At 65.8% G+C, this 19,754-nt stretch carries 17 protein-coding genes and 1 pseudogene; 5 read left to right on the forward strand and 13 right to left on the reverse strand.

Going from position 1 to position 19,754, the window contains the following annotated elements:
• Nucleotides 1–57: 57 nt before the first annotated feature.
• The 6 genes from N7573_RS20615 to lldP form a co-directional block, all read right to left on the reverse strand.
• Nucleotides 58–942, reverse strand: a complete 885-nt coding sequence (locus N7573_RS20615; protein ID WP_279913924.1) for a hypothetical protein — start codon at nt 940–942, stop codon at nt 58–60.
• Nucleotides 943–1,059: 117 nt separating this feature from the next.
• Nucleotides 1,060–1,668 carry an SMI1/KNR4 family protein gene (locus N7573_RS20620; RefSeq protein WP_279913923.1) on the reverse strand — a complete coding sequence of 203 codons (609 nt, stop codon included), beginning with the start codon at nt 1,666–1,668 and terminating at the stop codon, nt 1,060–1,062.
• Between the two features lie 92 nt (nt 1,669–1,760).
• A complete protein-coding gene (gene dld, locus N7573_RS20625) occupies nt 1,761–3,467 on the reverse strand; it encodes a D-lactate dehydrogenase (protein ID WP_134951460.1) in 1,707 nt (568 codons plus the stop codon).
• Nucleotides 3,464–4,603 (reverse strand): FMN-dependent L-lactate dehydrogenase LldD, encoded by a 1,140-nt coding sequence (gene lldD, locus N7573_RS20630; protein ID WP_110712678.1) that lies wholly within the window; start codon nt 4,601–4,603, stop codon nt 3,464–3,466. The genes dld and lldD overlap by 4 nt, the downstream gene beginning before the upstream one ends.
• A gap of 4 nt (nt 4,604–4,607) precedes the next feature.
• The gene (gene lldR / locus N7573_RS20635; protein WP_279943272.1) at nt 4,608–5,372 is read right to left on the reverse strand and encodes a transcriptional regulator LldR; all 765 of its coding nucleotides are present in this window, start codon (nt 5,370–5,372) and stop codon (nt 4,608–4,610) included.
• A 53-nt stretch (nt 5,373–5,425) separates the two neighbouring features.
• Nucleotides 5,426–7,084 carry an L-lactate permease gene (gene lldP, locus N7573_RS20640; protein ID WP_279913279.1) on the reverse strand — a complete coding sequence of 553 codons (1,659 nt, stop codon included), beginning with the start codon at nt 7,082–7,084 and terminating at the stop codon, nt 5,426–5,428.
• 238 nt (nt 7,085–7,322) lie between these two features.
• Between lldP and N7573_RS20645 the strand changes: the two genes are divergently transcribed.
• Nucleotides 7,323–7,715, forward strand: a complete 393-nt coding sequence (locus N7573_RS20645) for a hypothetical protein (RefSeq protein WP_279913278.1) — start codon at nt 7,323–7,325, stop codon at nt 7,713–7,715.
• Between the two features lie 70 nt (nt 7,716–7,785).
• Here N7573_RS20645 and N7573_RS20650 read toward each other — a convergent pair whose 3' ends face one another.
• The 3 genes and pseudogenes from N7573_RS20650 to N7573_RS20660 all read right to left on the reverse strand — a co-directional run bounded on the left by N7573_RS20650 (nt 7,786) and on the right by N7573_RS20660 (nt 9,526).
• The gene (locus tag N7573_RS20650; RefSeq protein WP_049422814.1) at nt 7,786–8,235 is read right to left on the reverse strand and encodes an MgtC/SapB family protein; all 450 of its coding nucleotides are present in this window, start codon (nt 8,233–8,235) and stop codon (nt 7,786–7,788) included.
• Between the two features lie 145 nt (nt 8,236–8,380).
• Nucleotides 8,381–9,137, reverse strand: a pseudogene (locus tag N7573_RS20655) (SDR family NAD(P)-dependent oxidoreductase).
• 95 nt (nt 9,138–9,232) lie between these two features.
• Entirely contained in the window at nt 9,233–9,526 is a 294-nt protein-coding gene (locus N7573_RS20660; RefSeq protein ID WP_125894599.1) for a hypothetical protein, read from the reverse strand.
• Nucleotides 9,527–9,583: 57 nt separating this feature from the next.
• On the opposite strand from N7573_RS20660, the gene N7573_RS20665 reads away from it, so the two are divergent.
• The gene (locus tag N7573_RS20665) at nt 9,584–10,537 is read left to right on the forward strand and encodes an AraC family transcriptional regulator (protein ID WP_049398445.1); all 954 of its coding nucleotides are present in this window, start codon (nt 9,584–9,586) and stop codon (nt 10,535–10,537) included.
• A 196-nt stretch (nt 10,538–10,733) separates the two neighbouring features.
• Here N7573_RS20665 and N7573_RS20670 read toward each other — a convergent pair whose 3' ends face one another.
• Nucleotides 10,734–12,644, reverse strand: coding sequence for a CocE/NonD family hydrolase (locus N7573_RS20670; protein ID WP_279913277.1), 1,911 nt, complete (start codon nt 12,642–12,644; stop codon nt 10,734–10,736).
• 178 nt (nt 12,645–12,822) lie between these two features.
• Between N7573_RS20670 and N7573_RS20675 the strand changes: the two genes are divergently transcribed.
• On the forward strand, nt 12,823–13,212 hold the full coding sequence (locus tag N7573_RS20675; RefSeq protein ID WP_152593528.1) for a hypothetical protein: 390 nt from the start codon (nt 12,823–12,825) through the stop codon (nt 13,210–13,212).
• Nucleotides 13,213–13,261: 49 nt separating this feature from the next.
• Here the strand turns inward: N7573_RS20675 and N7573_RS20680 are convergent, their stop codons facing one another.
• Nucleotides 13,262–13,648 carry a DUF4440 domain-containing protein gene (locus N7573_RS20680; RefSeq protein ID WP_279913275.1) on the reverse strand — a complete coding sequence of 129 codons (387 nt, stop codon included), beginning with the start codon at nt 13,646–13,648 and terminating at the stop codon, nt 13,262–13,264.
• A complete protein-coding gene (locus N7573_RS20685; RefSeq protein WP_279913274.1) occupies nt 13,648–15,006 on the reverse strand; it encodes an MFS transporter in 1,359 nt (452 codons plus the stop codon). Before N7573_RS20685 ends, N7573_RS20680 begins: the two co-directional genes overlap by 1 nt.
• 105 nt (nt 15,007–15,111) lie before the next feature.
• Between N7573_RS20685 and N7573_RS20690 the strand changes: the two genes are divergently transcribed.
• Nucleotides 15,112–16,008 carry a LysR family transcriptional regulator gene (locus N7573_RS20690; RefSeq protein WP_279913273.1) on the forward strand — a complete coding sequence of 299 codons (897 nt, stop codon included), beginning with the start codon at nt 15,112–15,114 and terminating at the stop codon, nt 16,006–16,008.
• Nucleotides 16,009–16,108: 100 nt separating this feature from the next.
• Here the strand turns inward: N7573_RS20690 and N7573_RS20695 are convergent, their stop codons facing one another.
• Nucleotides 16,109–18,904: a glycoside hydrolase family 3 C-terminal domain-containing protein gene (locus tag N7573_RS20695; protein ID WP_279913272.1), complete on the reverse strand. Its 2,796-nt coding sequence runs from the start codon at nt 18,902–18,904 to the stop codon at nt 16,109–16,111.
• A 337-nt stretch (nt 18,905–19,241) separates the two neighbouring features.
• Between N7573_RS20695 and N7573_RS20700 the strand changes: the two genes are divergently transcribed.
• A complete protein-coding gene (locus N7573_RS20700; protein ID WP_005410044.1) occupies nt 19,242–19,676 on the forward strand; it encodes a glyoxalase/bleomycin resistance/dioxygenase family protein in 435 nt (144 codons plus the stop codon).
• Nucleotides 19,677–19,754: the final 78 nt, after the last annotated feature.

The following is a 19,754-nucleotide window of genomic DNA, read 5'->3' on the forward strand; positions in this document are numbered from 1 at the left end:
GGCTTTTCGCGCGGCGCATCCGAAGACCAGTCGAGCGTAGGCCCGGCTCTACAAGGTTCAGGGTTCGGTATACCCCGCACAATCCGGCAGCGCCTGGTCGGGGTGGAATACCCCATCGCTGAAGCGGAACAGCCGCGTGTAGGTGCACGCCGGGTCCTGCTCGGTGCGCAGATCCTGCTTCTTCAACGGCCCCTTGGCCAGCGAATCCTCGAAGCGCGAAACACCGGCCGGGAACCGGGTCGCCACGGCCTGGTAGCGCAGCACCGGCATGCCCTCGGCGACCGTATCCAGCGCCAGCTTCGCCGAGAAGCCGTATTCGTCATGGCAGGCACCTGCGCGCTGCTTGATGTCCTGTTCGCTGAAACAGGCGCGGATCATCGCATTGCCCAGCCATGGCACGGTCAACACGTCGTCGTCCACCTGGATGTCGTCCTGCAGGTGGCGCACGCGTGCCAGTTGCAGCGTGGACGCGTCGGCACCTCCACCGGAGTACATGGCGCTGAACGTGACGATGCCACCCACCAGCACATTCTGGCGGGCGCGCTGCTGCGGGTCGGTCACCGGTTCATCGCTGCCCACGCCAGGTGCCAGCCGCACGATCCACGGCCACAGCGACAGCTCGCTTTCCTGCGGCACGTCGATGCTGACGTGGTAGGTGTGTGGCGTGCCCTGGCCCGGTTCCTTCTCAAGTACTTCCAGCACGGTCGGCCGGTCACCATCTTTGGCAACCGGCTGCACGCGCACGCACCAGTTGCCGTCCCGCGTGCACTCGTAGAGCCCCGCCGGCCCCGTCTCATGGGCGATCAGCACCTGCCCCAACGGCTCCATCACGTTGCCCGCAGCGTCACGCTGCTGCGGCAGGATCGAGCCCTGCGTCAGCGCCAGCATCGGGGTGGCCAGCAGTGCAACGCACACGGTCGTGCAGGCAAGGACGGGGGGCATGGATGAGATTCCTGCTCGTGGAATCAAGATGGTAGCGCAGGAATAACGGAACGATCGCGACCAGCCCGGTCAACCGGAACCCAAGCTGCACACTACCTGTCAGAACGGCGCTCCCAACTACGCCCCTCCAGCAGTACGGAGAATGGCCGGGGGAGCGAAGCCGTCATCAGTTGACGACTCGAGATTCTCACCATCCCAGCTTGCCTGAGTGATCCACTCCACAGCCTTCTCAGTGAAGTCAGCGAAAGTGGGAGCAAGAAGGTACTTGGTGTCTTCATCCGCACCAAAGGCAATCATCTGTCCTTCAGCACCGTCAATATCGGGATCGAAATCCAATCCCATGTGATTGCCGCCACCATCGTGCGTCAGCGGTATCCAACGTGCATTGGTATACATCGGCTTCACCACCCCCGCAGGACTGGACTTCATGAACTCCGCGCAGTCCTCGTTCATGCCGTCGGCCTCGATCTCACGCCAACCCTGCCACTGCCGCCTGATCTCCATGGACGAGAGCATCTGAGTGCCGAACAGAAGCCCGGCCCCATCCTGCCCGTCGTGAATCATCAGCAGCTGCCTGAGCAGATCTGGCAAAGCGACTCCAAGCTGAGCTTCCAGTTCAACCAGCTCGCTTTCGGAAGCTCCCGGCCGCAACTGCACTTCATCCAGACAATTCTTCTCGTGAAGCGACGCTTTGATGGACGCCCATATCTGATCCGCACTCTGCATTGGTTCTGTATCCGTTTCAGCCAAGACCTCAGCCTAGTGCGAACCCGATCAGTGATGAATGCAAGAGATCCGAATTTTCAGAGAGTGCGCCGCTAATGCCCACTACAGTCGCAGCCACCCCACCCCTTCGCCTTCGACGTCTGGCCGATGCCCGGGTTGAAGGTATTGCTCGGGTCCAGCTGCCTGTAGAACCCGGCCAATGCAGGCTTGGCCGGGTACAGGTGGCCGACGTTGTGCTCGGCTGGATACTCGGCGCCACGCTGGTCCAGCAACGCCCACATCGCATGCTCGATCGCCATCGGGTCTTCCCCCTTGCGCGCGATGTAGTCCTGGTGGAACACATGGCACAGGAAGTGCCCGTAATACAGCTTGTGCAGCAGGCGGCCATCGATATCGACCGGCAACTGCTCGAACCAGTCGGCATCATCGCGGCGCAGGGCGATGTCCAGCGCGACGATGTCCTGCACCTGGTCGCGGTGTACCTCGCGGTAGCGCACCGCGGCGCCGGCCACAGCGAAGCGATGCAGGAACGCCTTGCGCCCCTCATCGGCCGTGCAGTGGAAGTAGCCGCCCTCATGGTCGGCGAAGAAGCCGCGCAGCCAGGCCTCGGTTTCCGCGGCGTCCTGCGCGGAGACCTTCAGCAGCAGATGATGCTCGTAGCGCTGGCGGAACTCGCCCATGCGCTTGGGCAGGTGCGAGGGCAGCAGGTTGGTCAGCACCTGCATCACCCGGTCGGTCACCCCGCGCAGGCCCAGCCGCTCGAACCAGCCATCGACGCGGCTCTTCAGTGCGAAGGCGGCCGGCACGCGGGCGGTGCCGAGGCGGTCGATCAGCAGGAAACTGTCCTTGCCGTAGCGCTCGCCGATGTCATAGGCATCGCGGTGGATGTATTCGCCGGCAATCGGCAGGCGTTCGAAGCCGGTCAGCAGCTGGCGCCGGATCGCGTTCAGGCTGTCGGTGCGGTTGCTGCCGATGTAGAAGACTTCGGCGGCCTCCTTCTCGAAGGTATCCAGGCGCACCGCGAATACTGCCAGCTTGCCGGCAGACCCCGCTGCCTCGAAGTGGCGGCTGGGGTCGGCATTGAAGCGTGCCGGCGTATCGGCATCGACCCGGCGCACTTCCTCGGCGTAGCGTGGATCGGAGGCGGCGCGGCCATCGCCGTCCCCAACGTCGGCAGCACGGTAGTCACCCGCCTGCAGGCACTGCAGGATCTGCTCGGGCGTATCACCCAGCGCGATGCCCAGATGGTTGACCAGCTGCAGCTGGCCCTGCGCATCGACCTGCGCATACAGTGCCAGCTCGGTGTAGGCCGGGCCACGGCGCACCAGCGCGCCGCCGGAGTTGTTGCAGATGCCACCGAGTACCGACGCACCGATGCAGGACGAGCCGATCACCGAATGCGGTTCGCGGCCCAGTGGTGCCAGCGTCTGCTCCAGGCGGTCCAGCGTTGCACCGGGAAGGCACAGCACCTGGCGGCCGTCGTTCAACAGCTGGATGCCGGTCAGGCGCAGCGTGCTGACCAGCACGATCGGCCGCCCGTAGTCGTTGCCATCCGGGGTCGAGCCGCCGGTCAGGCCGGTATTGGCCGCCTGCAGGATGATCGCCGCCCCACCCTGCACCGCTGCCTGCAGCACGTGCCACAGTTCCAGCAAGGTGCCCGGGCGCACCACCGCCAGCACCGGGCCATCACCGAAACGATAGCCGCGGCGGAAGCGGCGCGTGGCCTTGTCGCCGGTCAGTACATGGCGGTTGCCGACCGCATCGCGCAACTGCGCCAGCACGGCATCGTGGCCACTCACGGCAGGTTGACCAGCGAATCGCGGCCGATGTCAGCGATGCGGCGCGCACCGGTCAGTGTCATCGCCACGCGCATTTCCTTGGCAATCAGGTCCAGCAGGTTGGCCACGCCCGCCTCGCCCTGCGCTGCAAGTGCATAGACGAAGGCACGGCCCAGCAGCACGGTATCGGCACCCAACGCCAGCATGCGCACCACGTCCAGGCCGGTGCGGATGCCGGAATCGGCGAGGATCTTCAGGTCGCCCTGCACCGCATCGGCAATCGCCGGCAATGCACGCGCGGTGGACAGCACGCCGTCGAGCTGGCGGCCACCGTGGTTGGAGACCACGATGCCATCGGCGCCGAACTTGACCGCATCACGTGCGTCATCCGGGTCGAGGATGCCCTTGATCACCATTGGGCCCTTCCAGAACTCGCGGATCCACTCCAGGTCCTTCCACGAAATGGACGGATCGAAGTTGCTGCCCAGCCAACCGATGTAATCCTCCAGCCCGGTCGGGTTGCCGCGGTAGGTGGAGATGTTGCCCAGATCATGCGGACGGCCAAACAGGCCGACGTCCCACGCCCAGTGCGGGTGGGTGATGGCCTGGCCGATGCGGCGCAGCGAGGCATTCGGTCCGCTCATGCCGGAGTGAGCATCGCGGTAGCGCGCACCCGGCACCGGCATGTCCACGGTGAACACCAGGGTGGTCACGCCCGCGGCCTGCGCCCGCTCCAGCGCGTTGCGCATGAAGCCACGGTCGCGCAGCACATACAGCTGGAACCACATCGGCCGCTGGATGGCCGGTGCCACTTCCTCGATCGGGCACACCGATACGGTGGACAGGGTGAACGGGATGCCTCGACTGTCGGCCGCGCGCGCCGCCTGCACCTCGCCGCGCCGGGCATACATGCCGGTCAGGCCGACCGGCGCAAGTGCCACCGGCATCGCCAGCGTTTCGCCGAACAGTTCGGTTTCCAGGCTCAGGTCGGACATGTTGCGCAGGATGCGCTGGCGCAGCGCGATGTCGGACAGGTCGGAAACGTTGCGCTTCAGCGTGTGCTCGGCATACGCGCCGCCATCGATGTAGTGGAACAGGAACGGCGGCAGCCGGCGTTGCGCTGCGGCACGGTAATCGGTGGAGGCGGAGATGATCATGGGGTCAACCGTGTGGGGAAGGTAGACGCGAGGCCCGCGCACGCCGGGCTTCGTTGTCATCGAGGGTGCGCAGCGTGGTGTGCACGAACTCGAGGTGGGCATGCGCGGCGGCGCGCGCGCGTTCGGGGTCGCCGGCCAGCACCGCGTCCATCATCTCGCGGTGCTGGTCGGACAACGGCGAGAAGGTCCTCGCCGAGGTGTAGAGCTTTTCGCGGCTCTGCGAGATGTTGGTCTGCAGCAGGTCGAACAGGCCGCGCATCACCTGCAGCAGCACCAGGTTGTGCGAGGCCTCGGCGATGGACAGGTGGAAGGCCGCGTCGGCCTCGGCTTCACCGGTGGGATCGTCCTTGCCGTGCGCGTCCATCATGGTCTGGAAGGCCTGCGCGATGCGCGTGCGGTCCTCGTCGGTAGCGCGCAATGCGGCATGCCAGGCGGTGGCACCTTCCAGCGCGTGGCGGATCTCCAGCACGTCGAAGCGGTATTCCGGGTCGCCCTGGAACAGCGGCAGGTACGGCGCCAGCGGTTCATCCAGCGCCTGCCGCGCGCGCGCCGCAGGTTCGGCTACATAGGTGCCGCCACCGACGCGTGCGGTCAGCAGGCCCTGGCTGGCCAGCTGCGCGATGGCTTCGCGCAACGCCGTGCGCGAGACCCCCAGCTGCACCGCCAGGGTGCGCTCGGCCGGCAGCCGGTCACCGGGCTGCAGCTGTTGTTCATGCACCAGGCCGCGCAGCTGTGCGGCCACCTTGTCGGAAATGCGTTGCGTGCTCATGGCGCCATTGTGGCCCGAAGCGCGCAGCGGGTGGTCGGCCAAGCGTGCATGGCTCAGGGAATCATCCAGGTCAGCCAGTAGGCCTGGGCCAGGGTGATCAGGCCGACCATCGTGGTGAAGATCAGGCTGTGCTTGACCGTGAAACGGAACAGGTCCGATTCCTTGCCGGCCAGGCCGACCGCTGCGCAGGCAATGGCGATCGACTGCGGCGAGATCATCTTGCCGGTGACACCGCCAGTGGTGTTGGCCGCCACCAGCAGCACGTCGGACACGCCGATCTGCTGCGCGGTGGTTGCCTGCAGGGCCGAGAACAGCGCATTGGACGAGGTATCCGAACCGGTCAGGAACACGCCCAGCCAGCCCAGGAATGGCGAGAAGAACGGAAACGCGTCGCCGGTGTGCGCCAATGCCAGCGCCAGCGTCGCCGACAGGCCCGAATAGTTGGCGATGAAGGCGAAGGCGAGCACCATGCCGATCGAGTAGATCGGCATGCGCAGCTCGCGCACGGTTTCGCCGAAGGTGCGCAGCGCCGAACGGGCCGGCATGCGCAGCGCGATGATCGCGATCACCGCAGCGAGGATGATCGAGGTACCGGTGGCCGAGAACCAGTCGAACTTGTAGACGGCTTCGTAGCTCAACGGTGCATCCACGATCGGCGGCATCTTCTGCACCATCTGGTCCAGGCCCGGCACCGGGATCTTGAGCACCCAGCTTTCCAGCGGGCCACCCGCCGCGAACAGCGACTTGAACGGCTTGATGCTCCACAGCGTGACCATCGCGGTGAGGATCAGGAACGGCGACCACGCCTTGGCGATCTGGCCAACGCTGTAGCGGGGCGCTTCCAGTGCCTGTGCGGCCGCCTCGGCGCTGGTTTCTGTATCGAAGCGGAAGATCCGCACCGGCTTCCAGCGGCGCAGGAACAGGGTCAGGCACACCAGCGACGCCAGCGACGCGGTGATGTCCGGCAGTTCCGGGCCGATGAAATTGGAGGTCAGGTACTGGGCGATGGCAAACGAGCCACCCGCAACCAGCACCGCCGGCCAGGTTTCCTTGATGCCGCGCCAGCCATCCATGATCGCCATGATCCAGAACAGCACGATGAGGGTCAGGAACGGCAGCTGGCGACCCGCCATCTGGCCGATCTCGAACGCATCCAGCCCGGTGACCTGCCCGGCCACGATGATCGGAATGCCCATCGCACCGAAGGCCACCGGCGCGGTGTTGACGATCAGGCACAGGCCGGCCGCGTACAGCGGCTTGAAGCCCAACCCGACCAGCAGCGCTGCGGTGATCGCCACCGGTGCACCGAAACCGGCTGCGCCCTCCAGGAAAGCACCGAAGGCGAAGCCGACCATCAGCATCTGCAGGCGCTGGTCCTCGGTGACCGACAGGATCGAGGCGCGGATGATGTCGAACTGCCCGGTCTTGACCGAGACTTTGTAGAGGAATACCGCGCCGATGATGATCCAGGCGATCGGCCACAGGCCGTAGACGAAGCCGAAACCGGCCGCGCCCAGCGCCTGGCTCAGCGGCATGCGGTAGAACAGCAGGGCCACGCCAAGTGCGATCGCCACGGTGATCGTGCCGGCCAGCCAGCCTTTCATGCGCAGCACGGCCAGGGCAACGAAGAAGAACGCGATGGGCAGAAGCGCGATCAGGCTCGACAACCACAGGTTGCCGGCGGGGTCGTACATGTGTTGCCAGGGCTGCATGAAGACTCTCGACTGGGGACGGGTTCAACACCGCAGGGGTGGGCGGTCGTGGGCTCCAGCATTACTGGTAGTACCAATAATGGATTTATGGAACCGCTGGACGCAGATTGAACCGCCGATTGCGCGAAGAGCCTATTAGACCATAGGGCTAGAATGAACTATTGGTACGACCATTAAGACGGTTGAGACCGTGGCGCGCATCCACCACACTGGATCCTGCCCAATGTCCGGTACACGAATGACACTCGCCCCCACCCGCGACCTGCAGTCCATGCAACAACAGGCAGCTGACTGTCTGGCCGGCTACGCTGAAGCGAACCTTCTCAATCATGCAGGCTTGGATGCGCTCATCGCCCACCTGCGCGCATATCCGGATTCGGGCGAACCCATGGCCCTGCCAGACTGGGATCAGGCAGGCTCAGAGCTTCAGATCGCGGGTCGAGGCGATCCATTGCCGCCATCTCTGTTGGGGCAGATCGCCACAGACAAGCACGAGGAGTTGAATGACCTGATCTGTTCCTGCGTTGAAGTGGGAATCGCAGATCTGTACGGCGCTACGACGGATGTTCCTGACCAGATGCTAGCCAGAGCACTGGTCATCCTGCAGCGCAACACTTCGCAGCAGACTTGACTGCTTCAACTCCGCCTTGGAATCACGATCAGATCCCCCGAAGGGACTCTGATCCCACTCCCTCAACCCCTTAAATCTTCTTCTCCAACCGCCGCATCACCGCCAGCACCAGCACGCACAGCACGCTCACCCCGATGGCGATCACGTACTTGCTGATCCCCACCGCAATCCCGATGGCCGCTGCCATGATCAGCGAGCTGGCCGTGGTCAGGCCGCTGACCTGGTCCTCGCGTGACCCACGCAGGATGGTGCCAGCGGCAACGAAGCCGACACAGGCCACCACCGCTTCGATCAGGCGCACCGGATCAACCTGCAGCAGGTCGCGGTAACGCTCCTGCTGGAAATGCTCGGCCACCGAGTCGCCGAGGCCGACGATCAACGCGGCGGCCCCTGCGATCAGCATGTGCGTACGCAGGCCAGCGGCGTGCTTGCCCATCTCGCGCTCGACGCCGAGCACGCCGCCGAACAGCATCGCTGCGGCAACGCGCAGCAGGATCGAGACATCCTGGGTGAGTTCCATGGCAAAGGCTCCGGCGGTTTTTCCCGGAGCCTTGCTCGGCGGTCGTAGGGCGGGAGTGAAGGCGATGGCACGCCTTCTTCACCGCACGCCTTCTTCACCGCACGCATTCCTCCACGCATGGCGTGGATCTACTGACCGCATTCGCTCACTGCGCCAGGTAGCCACCATCGATGGCGTAGTACGCGCCGGTCGCGAACGAGGCATCGTCGCTGGCCAGCCAGGCCACCAGCGCCGCCACTTCCTCGGCCGTACCCAGCCGCTTCAAGGCGTGACGGCCTTCCAGCGTGGCGCGCACCTTGGGGTCCATCTTCTCCAGCAGTGGTGTGCTGATGAAGCCCGGGCCGACCGCGTTGACACGGATGCCGTCGGCTGCATGCTCCCAGGCGGCGGTCTGGGTCAGCCCGACCACGCCGTGCTTGGCCGCCACGTACGCGGTGGAACCGGCATAGCCCACCTGGCCCAGGATCGAGGCCATGTTGATGATGCTGCCACCGGTTCCGGCCGTGCGCATCGCCTGGATCTGCGCACGCTGGCACAGGAACACACTGGTGAGGTTGACGTCGATTACCCGCTGCCAGCCATCGATCGGATAGTCACCGCTGCTTGCGGCCGGCCCGCCGATAACGGCGTTGTTGACTGCCACATGCAGACCGTCGAGTTCCTTGATCGTGCGCTGCACCGCCGCCTCCACGGCCGCGTCGTCTGTAACGTCCAGCGCAATGCCGATGGCCTGTGCCGGCACTGCGCAGCTGCGTCACGGTGGCATCGACTGCATCCTGCTTCAGGTCCCAGACCGAAATACGGGCACCGGATGCGGCCAGCGTCTGCGCCACGGCCAGGCCGATACCGGACACGCCGCCGGTCACGATCGCGGTCTTGCCGGTGAGCTGGTAGTCAATCATCTGCGTTCTCCATCAGTGGGGGTATCGATGTGACCTGCAATGGCCAACCGCCCCACCCTACGCGCCCGCTCGTGATGGCCCGGCCGACATCGCGTCTACGGGTGATCGTTCCAGCCATGAAACCTCAACTCAAGTTGATGTATGGAATTGCGTACGGATATGCATGCAAAACGCTGGCGTATGTTCGGCGGCATTTTCACTTTGGCCGTAATCGTCAATCGTTTTGACCATATTGAAATCAAAAGCGCGCGAATCAAGGCGACAATGGGAAACGTTTCCAGTTTCTTCGACACATTCCATTCAACCTGGTGTTCCCCCACCATCCAGCGTGCCCACGCCCCTGCTTCCCAGCATGTCTGCACGGGTAACGACGGGATCTGCATCTGCATTGCAGAACGCGTGGGCGAGGTAATGCCAGCGTCCACCTCCAAAGCACGTGCCGAGCGATGTCCCGATATTTCACTTTTGCTGATTACCGCCGCTTCGGCCACCGCCATGGCTTCGATTACCGCGCCGACCCGGAACACCTGCGTGACGACCAGTGGGCCGGCCATGGCGAGGTCAACGAGCAGTTCCTGCGCGGCGGCATGAGCCTGATCGCCTCCGACGTCCATAATCGCTTCCCTTATGTCGCCACCGCCCAGCAGAGTCCCGGCCTGGCCATCCGCGTGATGCTGCAGGGCCAGGTCGATGTGCGCATTCCGCGACGTGGTGGTTTCACCCTGCGTGCTGGTACGGCGATGACCGCGCACCACCGCGAACAGGTTGAGATGACGGGTGCGCATCCTGGCGAAACGCGCATGCGCGGCGTCAGCGTGATGGTGCCCGGCCAGATCGATCCGGACCTGTTCCAGCTGCCACAGTTGGAGACCGCGCTCAACACCCACCTGGAATGCCGCCACTGGGCCATTCCGCATACCCTGCTGCCGGTGCTGGGCCAGCTATTCGAAAGCCCATGGGAGGACGGCATCGACGCGTTGTGGCGCGAAGGCGTCGCACTGCAGCTGCTGGCCGTTGGGCTGAAGGCCGAGGATCTGCAGACCGATCATGTGCGAACGCTGCGGGCTGGCCAGCGCGAGCGCCTGGAGCGCGTGCGTGCCTACCTGCATGACGATCCCAGCCACGCGCATAGTCTGATCGAACTGGCCCAGCTGGCCTGCATGAGCCCAAGTTCGCTGCGCCGTCATTTCGCCCAGCAGTACGGCTGCTCGGTATTCGACTACCTGCACGAACAGCGCATGCGCCATGCCGAGCAGGGACTGCGCGAGGACGGCTGGACTGTCGAGCAGGCTGCGGCCGCCAGTGGCTACCGTCACCCCAGCAACTTCGCGGCTGCGTTCCGCAAGCGTTTCGGCCTGGTACCCAGCCGCTGGCGCACCGGGCCCTCAAAGGTCGGATAGCAGCTTCTGCTTCACGCCATCGCGGATGCCGGCCAGCGGCCTGCACAACCGCGGCCGCCTGAATCGACCTGCCATGGCTCCGCTCTGGTAGGTGTCGACCTTGGTCGACACGCTTTCACACCATCGCAGATGCCGGCCAGCGGCCGGCACGACTGCGCACCGCCGGGTATCGCGCACCCGGCGCACCTCATCAACCTCAATACACCGGCAGATCGATGTAACTGGCCTGCGCCGCGCTGTGCCAGACCCGCTGCGTGGCCTTCTGGTAATCGCCGGGCTTGGCCAGGTAGACGTTCGGCACGTAGGTCTGCGGGTTGCGGTCATACAGCGGGAACAGACTGGACTGCACCTGCACCATCACCCGGTGCCCCTTCTGGAAAGTGTGGTTGGCATTGGGCAGGTCGAAGCGGTACGGCAGCACCTGGTTCGCCGCCAGCGGCTTCGGATCGCTGAAGCTCTCGCGATAGCGACCACGGAAGATCGCCAGCGACACCGGCAGCTCGTAACCGCCCATCTCCGGCGTCGACGCTTCCTGGTCCGGATACACGTCGATCAGCTTCACCACCCAGTCGCTGTCGGTGCCACTGGTCGACGCGTGCAGGTGCACCACCGGTGCGCCGCCGATGCGCAGTGGCGCGGTCAGCGGCTCGGTGATGAAGGTCAGCACGTCCGGGCGGCCATCAACGAAGCGCTGATCCTTGACCAGCCAGGTGGTCCACATGTCGCGGTCACCGAAACGCACCGGACGCGGCACGAACGGCACCGGCTTGGCCGGGTCGGACACGTATTCCTCGAAGTCGCCCTCGCCCGCCGCCGGTGCCTGGAACGCCAGCTTGCCGCCAGCACGCAGGTACAGCGGCTTGCTGCTGGCGGTACAACCCTTGTCGCAGCTGCGTGGCCAGCCCTTCAGGCGATCCCAGTGGTTCTCGCCGGTGTTGTAGATCAGCACCGGCGGCGTATCCGCCTTCGGCGCACCGTCCACCAGGTACTGGTCAAAGAACGGCTTGAGCACATCACGGCGGAACTGCAGCGCGGTATCACCATCGAACTTCAGCGCGCCCAGCTCGCTGCCACTGTAGTTCACCTGGCTGTGCCGCCACGGCCCCATCACCAGATAGTTGCGGTTGTTGCCGCTGTCGCGCCCTTCCATTGCCTGATAGGCGTGGTTGGCACCCCACATGTCCTCCTGATCCCACAGACCCTGCAGCCACATGGTCGGCACCTTCAATGGCGTCTTCGCCATCACCGCGTCCAGCGCCTGGCCCTGCCAGAAGCCGTCATAGGCCGGGTGCTCCACCAGTTTCTTCCACCAGGTCAGCTGGTCCACGCCGGTGAAACGCGCGTAGTCGCCGGCCGAACCGATACGCAGGAAGGTGCTGTAGTCATCGTAGCCGAGGCTGGGCAGCGGCGTGCCCTTGCCGCGCTTCTCGGTCTGCATCGCGAAGTAGTTGAAATTGACCTGGCGGAACGCGCCGTAGTTGAGCCAGTCGTCGCCCATCCAGCCATCCACCATCGGGCTCTGCGGCGCGGCCACCTTCAGCGCCGGGTGCGGATCGGTCAGCGCCATCACCACGGTGAAGCCCTCGTACGACGAGCCGAGCATACCGACCTTGCCGTTGCTCTCCGGCACGTTCTTCACCAGCCAGTCGATGGTGTCCCAGGCGTCGGTAGAGTGGTCCACCTTGGTGTTGTTCAACGGTCCGCGCAGCGGCCGGGTCATCACGTAATCGCCCTCGGAGCCATACTTGCCGCGGATGTCCTGGAATACGCGGATGTAACCGCCATCGACAAATACCTCGTCGCCCTGCGGCAGCAGGTCGCGCATGCGCGGCGAATCACTGCGGCTGGCGCGGCCGGCAGCATCGTAAGGCGTGCGGGTGAGCAGGATCGGGGCATTGCGCGCGCCCTTGGGCACCACGATCACCGTATACAGCTTGGTGCCATCGCGCATCGGCACCATCACCACGCGCTTGTCGTAGTCACGACCGACATCAGGGGCAACGAAGGGCTTGCCGCTGATGTCCGGGGTCATCGGCGGGGTTTCGGCGGCCAGCACTGTGCTGGACAGGCACAGGGCAATGGCTACAGCGACGGCACGCACACGCATGGACAACCCCTCCCGGCAGGAAAGCCTCAAGCCTACTCCTGCCTTGAGCCGTGAAGTGTGTGCAGGCTTTGCATTCTGCGGTGGATGTAGGCAGGACTGATGGCACATGTGCGGGTCGGCGAGAATGGTCGAGAGGTCCTCTCCTCTTGCCACGCGGGTCGCGTTAAGCTCATACACCATGACCAATCACTACCGGCTAGCCGGCCTCAAGCACACAGCTCTCGCCAGCGCGGAGGAAGAACGACGGATCTTCTTCATGATGCGAAGCTTCTGCTCCATCGCGGCGACATCTCTTTCGTTGCCTACGCTCGATGATCTTTGGATGCATATGCCGCCAGGCGAATACTATGTCGCCAGCAATCACGTCGCACATCGCGGGAAAGCTGAGATGTTCAAAGGTAAGACCGTGACATCAACCTTGACGCTATTACGGCCATTCCTGCACGACGCCTGTCATTGCGACGACCTTCGACCTATGTTGATTTCCCCCTGTTTCGACGGGCAACCGGAGCGGGTTGCATTGATCGATAGCGACCAGATACACGTGTACTTTCAGAACACTCACTGATCTTTCAGGCCTTGCGGGATTGCGGTTCACCGAAATTAGCGCGTATTCATCATCCGGCAATGGCCTCATGCAGCGCCAGCCAGCGCCAACACCCCTCTTCCCGCCGCAGCACCGCCAGCGATTCCCGCCATACGGGCTCGCCGCCATCGATCGCATGCCCTTCGCGATAGCGCAGCACCGCCAGCGGTGAAGGTGCTTCCACCGCCTGCAGGGCGTCGATGGAAATCTGCAGCCCTGGACGCGCGCCATGACCACCCGCGAACAGTGCCTGCACGGCCTTCCGGTCCAGCCTGCGACCCGCGATGCCGACCATGCTGAAGTCCGCGCAGAAATGCGCCATCAGGTCCTCCAGCGCGTCGGTGCCGGCGTCGGCACGGAACCAGGCCTGCAGTTTGTCGTGCAGGTGGTGGATTTCATGTTCTGCGATGGTATCCATCAGGTGTTCTCCGGTTGCGAAAGGGTGAGCAACTGCGGCCGGCGCAGCAGCGCCATCGGCAACAGGGTCAGTACGGCGGCCAGACCCAGCGCCGCGCCGGTGGCGCGGGCAGGCAGCCACTGCATGGCCAAGGCCAGCAGCAACGCAATGGCAGCGGTACCCAGGCAGAAACTGAGCTGGCGGTTGAGGTTCCAGAGTGCGCTTGCATCACCCAGCGCCTCGCCCTCGACCCCATGGAAGGCCAGCGTCTGCGCCGTGCTGCTGCACAGGCTGCCGCCGGCGCCCATCAAGGCAAACAGCCATGCTGCAATGGCAAAGACCGGGTGTGGCAGCAGCGCCATCAACAGCAGGCCGCTGGCCTGCAGAAGCATGCCCGTACGCAGTACCGTGGCCGGGCCGAAGCGGGTCAGCAGGCGCTTGCTGGCCGTGATCGCAATGGCCGAGGCCAGCGCCCACGGCAGCATCAGCGCGCCGATGCGCGCGGCACTATAGCCGGCCTGGTGCAACTGCAGGGTACTGACCAGCTGGCTGCCGATGAACACCCCGGGTACGGCCAGGTAGACCAGCATCGCCAAGCGCAGCCCGCGATGGGACAGCAGTGACCAGCGCAGCAGGGGCTGCGCCTGCTGCCGTGCATGCCGCAGGTGGGCCGCCGCCAGCAGCATTGCGATCAACAGCAGTACGGCACCGGCGGTCCGATGGCCGGGTTCGCCCAGCCAGGTCAACGCCAGCAGCAGCGCGCCCAGCGCCAGCATCGCGGTGGACAGCGCATAGGCCTGCAGGCGTGGCGCACTACGCGCGCCATCGGCCGGCATCCACGCCAGCACCAGTCCAATCGCCACCACGGCCAGCGGCAGGCTGGCCCAGAGCACACCGCGCCAGGACAACCACTGCACCAGCAGCCCACCGAGCGCGGGCGCCAGTGCCGGCACCAGCAGCGCCACCAGCAGGATGCGGCGGGTCAGCGCGCCACGTTGATCAGGCGTGCACTGCCGGTACGCCGCCGCCTGTGCCACCGGAATCAGCAGGCCACCGGCCAGGCCCTGCAGCAGGCGCCAGCCCAGCAGCCAGCCAATACCCGGTGCTGCGCCGGCCAGCGCAGCGGCAACCGCGAACAGCAGCAACGCCACCAGCAGCAGGCGGCGCTCACCGCAGCGCGCGGCCAGCCAGGGCGCCAGCGGAATCACCACGCTCAGGCCCAGCATGTAGGCGGTGCCGACCCAGGCCAGGGTACCGACGTCGGCATGCAGTTCCGCCGCCAGCGCCGGATAGGCCACCGTGGCGATGAACATGTTGACCAGATCCAGAGCGAACACCAGCAGGAAGATGGCCTCATGGCGCAGGCGGGGGGACGGCATCGGCGACGCTCCAGCAGGGAAGCGGCCAGCATGCCGTGCGGGCCTTGTTGGAAAAACACGACAGCAACTGCAACACTGTCAAATCTTCTTTGACAATGAATTGCCATGGTCAGCCTCGATCGCTTCGATATCTTCCGTGCAGTGGTCGAGGCCGGCAGCCTGACCGCTGCCGCCGATCGCCTGGGCCTGAGCCGTGCGGTGGTCAGCTTCAACCTGAAGCGGCTGGAGCAGGAGCTGGGCGTGACCCTGCTGCTGCGCAGTACCCGCCACCTGGCCCTGACCGAGGCCGGCGAACAGTTCCTGCAGCACTGCGTGCAGGTGCTGGACGCCGCACAGGCGGCGATCGATGCCGCCCGCCGCGACCAGCATCAGCTGCAGGGCGTGCTGCGCCTGACCACCACCCCAGAGTACGCCCAGCTGCGCCTGATTCCTGCGTTGGAGGCGTTCCGTGCGCGGCATCCGGCTCTGCAGCTGCATCTGTCGACGTCACCCGCGCCGGCCGACCTGATTCCCGAACGTTTCGACCTGGCGATCCGCCTCGGCCGCCTGCCCGATTCCGGCCTGCATGCCAGTGAGCTGGAACGGCACCCACTATGCGCGGTGGCGGCTCCGTCCCTGCTGGCACGCCTGCCCTCTGCCGATGCTGCCGATGACCCCGTGCAGCTGGGCACCCTGCCCCGCCTCGGCTACCCACGCCTGGCCGACGTGCCGGTGGTGGCACCGGATGGCAGCGACGCCCTGTTCGCCACCAACCCGGGCAACGCAGTGGTGCGCGTGGATGGTGCCAGCAGCCTGCGCGCCTTCGCCGTGGCCGGCGCCGGGGTCACCGTGCTGCCACGCTGGCTGATCGATGACGACCTGGCCCAGGACCGGCTGCGCCCGGTGCTGCGCCAGCACCGGTTCCCGCAGCAGAGCGTGTACGCGGTCTACCCGCACAGCACGCAGCCCTCACCGAAGGTGCGGCAGCTGATCGATTTTCTGCGCGGGTGGTTTGTCACCTGAAAAAAGGGGACGGAGGGGATTAAGTCGTTTATGCATAAACGACTTAATCCCCTCCGTCCCCTTTTTTGCATGGCCCCTTGCGGGGCCATGCCTTCAGGCATCAGCGCAGCACCTGCTCCACCAGCTGCACATCCACCGTCTGCAGCGGCTCGGCAGCGTTGCGCGACAGCTGCACCTGGTAGGTGCCGCCATCGATCTTCCACTGGCGGGCCTGCGCATCGTAGTGAGCCAGCGTCTTCGGCTCGGCTTCGATGCGGATGCGGCGCTGTTCGCCCGGCTGCAGGGTCACCTTGTCGTAGCCGATCAGGCGGATCGGCGTGGTGCTGCCAGCCGGAAGCTTCAGGTACAGCTGGGCCACATCGGCACCGGCGCGCTTGCCGGTGTTGCGGATGTCGACGCTGGCGACCAGGCGCGATCCTTCCACGCTCACCTTCAGATTCTCGTAGGCGAACGAGGTGTAGGACAGGCCGTGGCCGAAGGCGAAGGTCGGGGTCAGGCCCTTGGCTGCCATCCACTTGTAGCCGACGTTGGCGCCTTCGATATCGAAATCGAACACATCGCCGAACGGCTTGGCCGGCTTGAAGCCGAGGCCGTCGATGTGCGGGCGCGGCAGCTGCGATTCGTCCGTCACCCAGGTCACCGGCAGGCGGCCGGATGGATTGACCTGGCCGGTCAGCAGCGCGGCAATGCCTTCGCCACCGCGGATGCCCGGGTACCAGGCCTGCAGCATCGCCGGCACCTGCGCCAGCCACGGCGTGCGCACCGGGCCGTTGGTTTCCAGCACCAGCACGGTCTTCGGGTTGGCCTTGGCCACCGCCGAAATCAGCGCGTCCTGATTGTCCGGCAGCTGCATGTCCGGCAGGTCCACCGATTCGGCCGCCCACTGGGTGGCGAACACGATGGCCACATCGGCCTGCGCGGCGGCCTTGGCCGCAGCGGCGGCATTGGTGCCATCCACGTACTCGAAAGTTGCATCCGGACGCGCCGCACGCAGCGACTCCAGCGGCGAGGACGGGTGGAAGATCACCGGGCCCGGCCAGGTGGTCGGCAGCACGCCCGGCACCGCGTTGGTGCCCTTGGCGGTCACGCCTACCATCGACGAACCACCACCACCGATCACGCCCTTGTCGGCGTGGCCACCGATGATGACGATGCGCTTCACGCTGTCGGCCAGCGGCAGCAGGTTGCCTTCATTGCGCAGCAGCACGCTGCCTTCTTCCACCGTGCGCTGGGCGACGGCGAAGCCAGCCTCGGCATCGACCTTCTGGTGCTGCGGCGGGTTGTCGAAGTTGCCATGCAGGAACATCGTGCGCAGGATGCGCGCCACCATGTCGTTCAGGCGTTCCTGCGGCACCACGCCACCATGCACGGCCAGGCGCAGCGGCTCATCGAAGAACACCGCTGCGTCGAACACTTCACCGGCCGACTGCTGGTCCAGGCCGGCCAGCGCCGCCTTCGAACCGCTGTGCACGCCGCCCCAGTCGGACATCACGAAACCGGGGAACTTCCATTCCTGCTTCAGCACCTGGTTCATCAAGTAGCCGTTCTCGCAGCCGTAGGTGCCGTTGATCTTGTTGTACGAGCACATCGCCACGCCCGGGCGGCCGGCGTCCAGCGCGATCTCGAAGGCCAGCAGGTCCGACTCGTGCATGGCCTGTTCGCCGATGCGCACGTCGTGGAAGTTGCGGCGGGTCTCCATGTCGTTCAGCGCGAAGTGCTTCATCGAGGAGATCACGTGCTGGCTCTGCACGCCCTGGATCAGCGCGCCGACCATCGAACCGGCCAGCAGCGGGTCTTCGCCGGCGTACTCGAAATTGCGGCCGTTGCGCGGGTCGCGCTGCAGGTTGACGCTGCCCGACAGCAGGATGTTGAAACGCTGCTGCCATGCCTCGCGGCCCATCGTGGCGCCACCGGCGAAGGCGACTTCACGGTTCCAGCTCGATGCGGTGGACGGGCCCGACGGCATCGCCGTGGCGAAATCGCCCGGGCGGATGCCACCCGGATTGGTCACGCCGACGCCGGCATCGGCTGATTGCTGCGACGGAATGCCCAACCGCGCCACGCCCGGCACGAAACCGGCCGAACCGACGGCGCCTTCCGGCAGCGGGCCGCCGTCCTTGCCCAGCCCGAAGTAGCTGTGCAGCATCTGGAACTTCTCATCCTCGGTCATCGCCTTCAGCAGCAGCGCAGCGCGCGCGTCGGCGTTGAGGGTGGTGTCCATCCACGGCCTGTCGCCATGCGTGTCGGCGGCGTAAGCCAGGGTCAGCAGGGTGGCGCGCAGGGTACTGCCTTCCACCTTGAACGGCGCACTGCTGGCGGCCTGGAAGCCATCGCTGAAATAGCTGGCATCGGCTTCCAGCGCGACACGCGCCGGATCGAAGCCTGCGGCCTTGGCCGATTCACCGGCCACCGCGCCGAGCAGCACCGCCGGTGCACCCAGCCGCGAACGGGTGACCAGCGCCGGCAGCTGCGCCGCACCTGCACCGGCATCGGTATAGACCGCCACGGTGTGGCGGCCGTCGTCCAGGCGCAGGTAGTTCAGGCCCGGCTGGTCGGGGCCGGATTCAGCGGCGATCGGCAGCCGGGTCAGCACTGCCTGGCCGCGCTGGGTCTGGCTATCGTCCTTGCCGGCAGCAATGAAGCGGTACGCGTAGCCCAGGCCATCGGCCAGCACCTGCAGCGGATCGACCTGGCCGATGCCGCGCTGCACCTGGCGCACGCTCACCGCGTCCACCTGCAGGGTCTTCAGCTGGGCGGCCAGGGCCGGCATCGCCTCGGCGGTCGGGGCCTGTTCCAGGGTCAGCACAGTGAACGCGGCGGGGTCGGCCCAGGCCGGGGCGGCCAGTGCGGCAGACAGGGCCAGGGACAGTGCAAGCGGCTTTGTAAACGTTTTCATCGGCAGGCGTAATTCCGTTGCCAAGGCAATCGGTCCAGGGAAAGTGCCGCCGAAGGGTGCAGCGTTCATGCCGCGCAGGGGTTGCCAGGCAACGTCCCGCAGGCCGATGGACGGGCCGGTCTGCGCGCGGGACCCTCCTCCCGGCGTGACAACCTGCCTGCCCGGGCCGCGCAGGGCGACCCAATCCTGTGAAGATTGTGCGAGGGCGTTCACACCTGTCAACAGGACCTAAGTCACAGGGGCAACCCGGCCAGCGGTTATCAGGCCATCACCGGCGGTCATCAGCGCGCCGCGCGAGGCTGCCGATAATGAGGGTCCCTGGCCACGAACCGAGCCCATGACCGTCCATCGCGACTTCGACCATCTCTGGCGCGACCGCTGTGATACCTCCAGCCAGCGCGCGCCGCGCGTGTTGATCCGGGTGTTCGTGGCACCCGGTGAGCTGGAACGCAGCGTGGCGTTCTACGAGCAGCTGCAGGGCGTGGTGGCCGATGCGGGGTTCCCGTTTCCGGAGGCCGGGCTGCGTCTGGCGATGGTCGGTGCGTTCCTGTTGATCGAGGGCAGCGAGACGGCGCTGGCGCCGTTCACTTCGACCACGGGAACGCTGCTGGTCGACGATGTTCGGCCCTATCACGACAAGCTGGTGGCGGCGGGCGCCGAGATCATTTTCCCGTTGCAGGTGGTACCCACCGGGGCGGCGTTCAACGCGGTGCATCCCGATGGCACGGTGGTCGAGTACGTGCATCACCGGCCGGATCCGCACGGGCGGTGAGGGGGCACACGGCCGGGCTGCGCCCGGCACCCGCGGTAGTGCCGGCCGCTGGCCGGCAACCTCAGAAGCAACAGCCGA

Source organism: Stenotrophomonas sp. GD04054 (genome assembly GCF_029836955.1).
Lineage (GTDB): Bacteria > Pseudomonadota > Gammaproteobacteria > Xanthomonadales > Xanthomonadaceae > Stenotrophomonas > Stenotrophomonas maltophilia_A.

Excerpts from the sequence above, each read along its gene's own strand:
- N7573_RS20615 (WP_279913924.1), bottom strand. The coding sequence starts at position 942 with ATGCCCCCCGTCCTTGCCTGCACGACCGTGTGCGTTGCACTGCTGGCC.
- N7573_RS20620 (WP_279913923.1), bottom strand. The coding sequence starts at position 1,668 with ATGCAGAGTGCGGATCAGATATGGGCGTCCATCAAAGCGTCGCTTCAC.
- lldD (WP_110712678.1), bottom strand. The coding sequence starts at position 4,603 with ATGATCATCTCCGCCTCCACCGATTACCGTGCCGCAGCGCAACGCCGG.
- lldR (WP_279943272.1), bottom strand. The coding sequence starts at position 5,372 with ATGAGCACGCAACGCATTTCCGACAAGGTGGCCGCACAGCTGCGCGGC.
- lldP (WP_279913279.1), bottom strand. The coding sequence starts at position 7,084 with ATGCAGCCCTGGCAACACATGTACGACCCCGCCGGCAACCTGTGGTTG.
- N7573_RS20645 (WP_279913278.1), top strand. The coding sequence starts at position 7,323 with ATGACACTCGCCCCCACCCGCGACCTGCAGTCCATGCAACAACAGGCA.
- N7573_RS20650 (WP_049422814.1), bottom strand. The coding sequence starts at position 8,235 with ATGGAACTCACCCAGGATGTCTCGATCCTGCTGCGCGTTGCCGCAGCG.
- N7573_RS20660 (WP_125894599.1), bottom strand. The coding sequence starts at position 9,526 with ATGCAGATGCAGATCCCGTCGTTACCCGTGCAGACATGCTGGGAAGCA.
- N7573_RS20665 (WP_049398445.1), top strand. The coding sequence starts at position 9,584 with ATGTCCCGATATTTCACTTTTGCTGATTACCGCCGCTTCGGCCACCGC.
- N7573_RS20670 (WP_279913277.1), bottom strand. The coding sequence starts at position 12,644 with ATGCGTGTGCGTGCCGTCGCTGTAGCCATTGCCCTGTGCCTGTCCAGC.
- N7573_RS20675 (WP_152593528.1), top strand. The coding sequence starts at position 12,823 with ATGACCAATCACTACCGGCTAGCCGGCCTCAAGCACACAGCTCTCGCC.
- N7573_RS20680 (WP_279913275.1), bottom strand. The coding sequence starts at position 13,648 with ATGGATACCATCGCAGAACATGAAATCCACCACCTGCACGACAAACTG.
- N7573_RS20685 (WP_279913274.1), bottom strand. The coding sequence starts at position 15,006 with ATGCCGTCCCCCCGCCTGCGCCATGAGGCCATCTTCCTGCTGGTGTTC.
- N7573_RS20690 (WP_279913273.1), top strand. The coding sequence starts at position 15,112 with ATGGTCAGCCTCGATCGCTTCGATATCTTCCGTGCAGTGGTCGAGGCC.
- N7573_RS20695 (WP_279913272.1), bottom strand. The coding sequence starts at position 18,904 with ATGAAAACGTTTACAAAGCCGCTTGCACTGTCCCTGGCCCTGTCTGCC.
- N7573_RS20700 (WP_005410044.1), top strand. The coding sequence starts at position 19,242 with ATGACCGTCCATCGCGACTTCGACCATCTCTGGCGCGACCGCTGTGAT.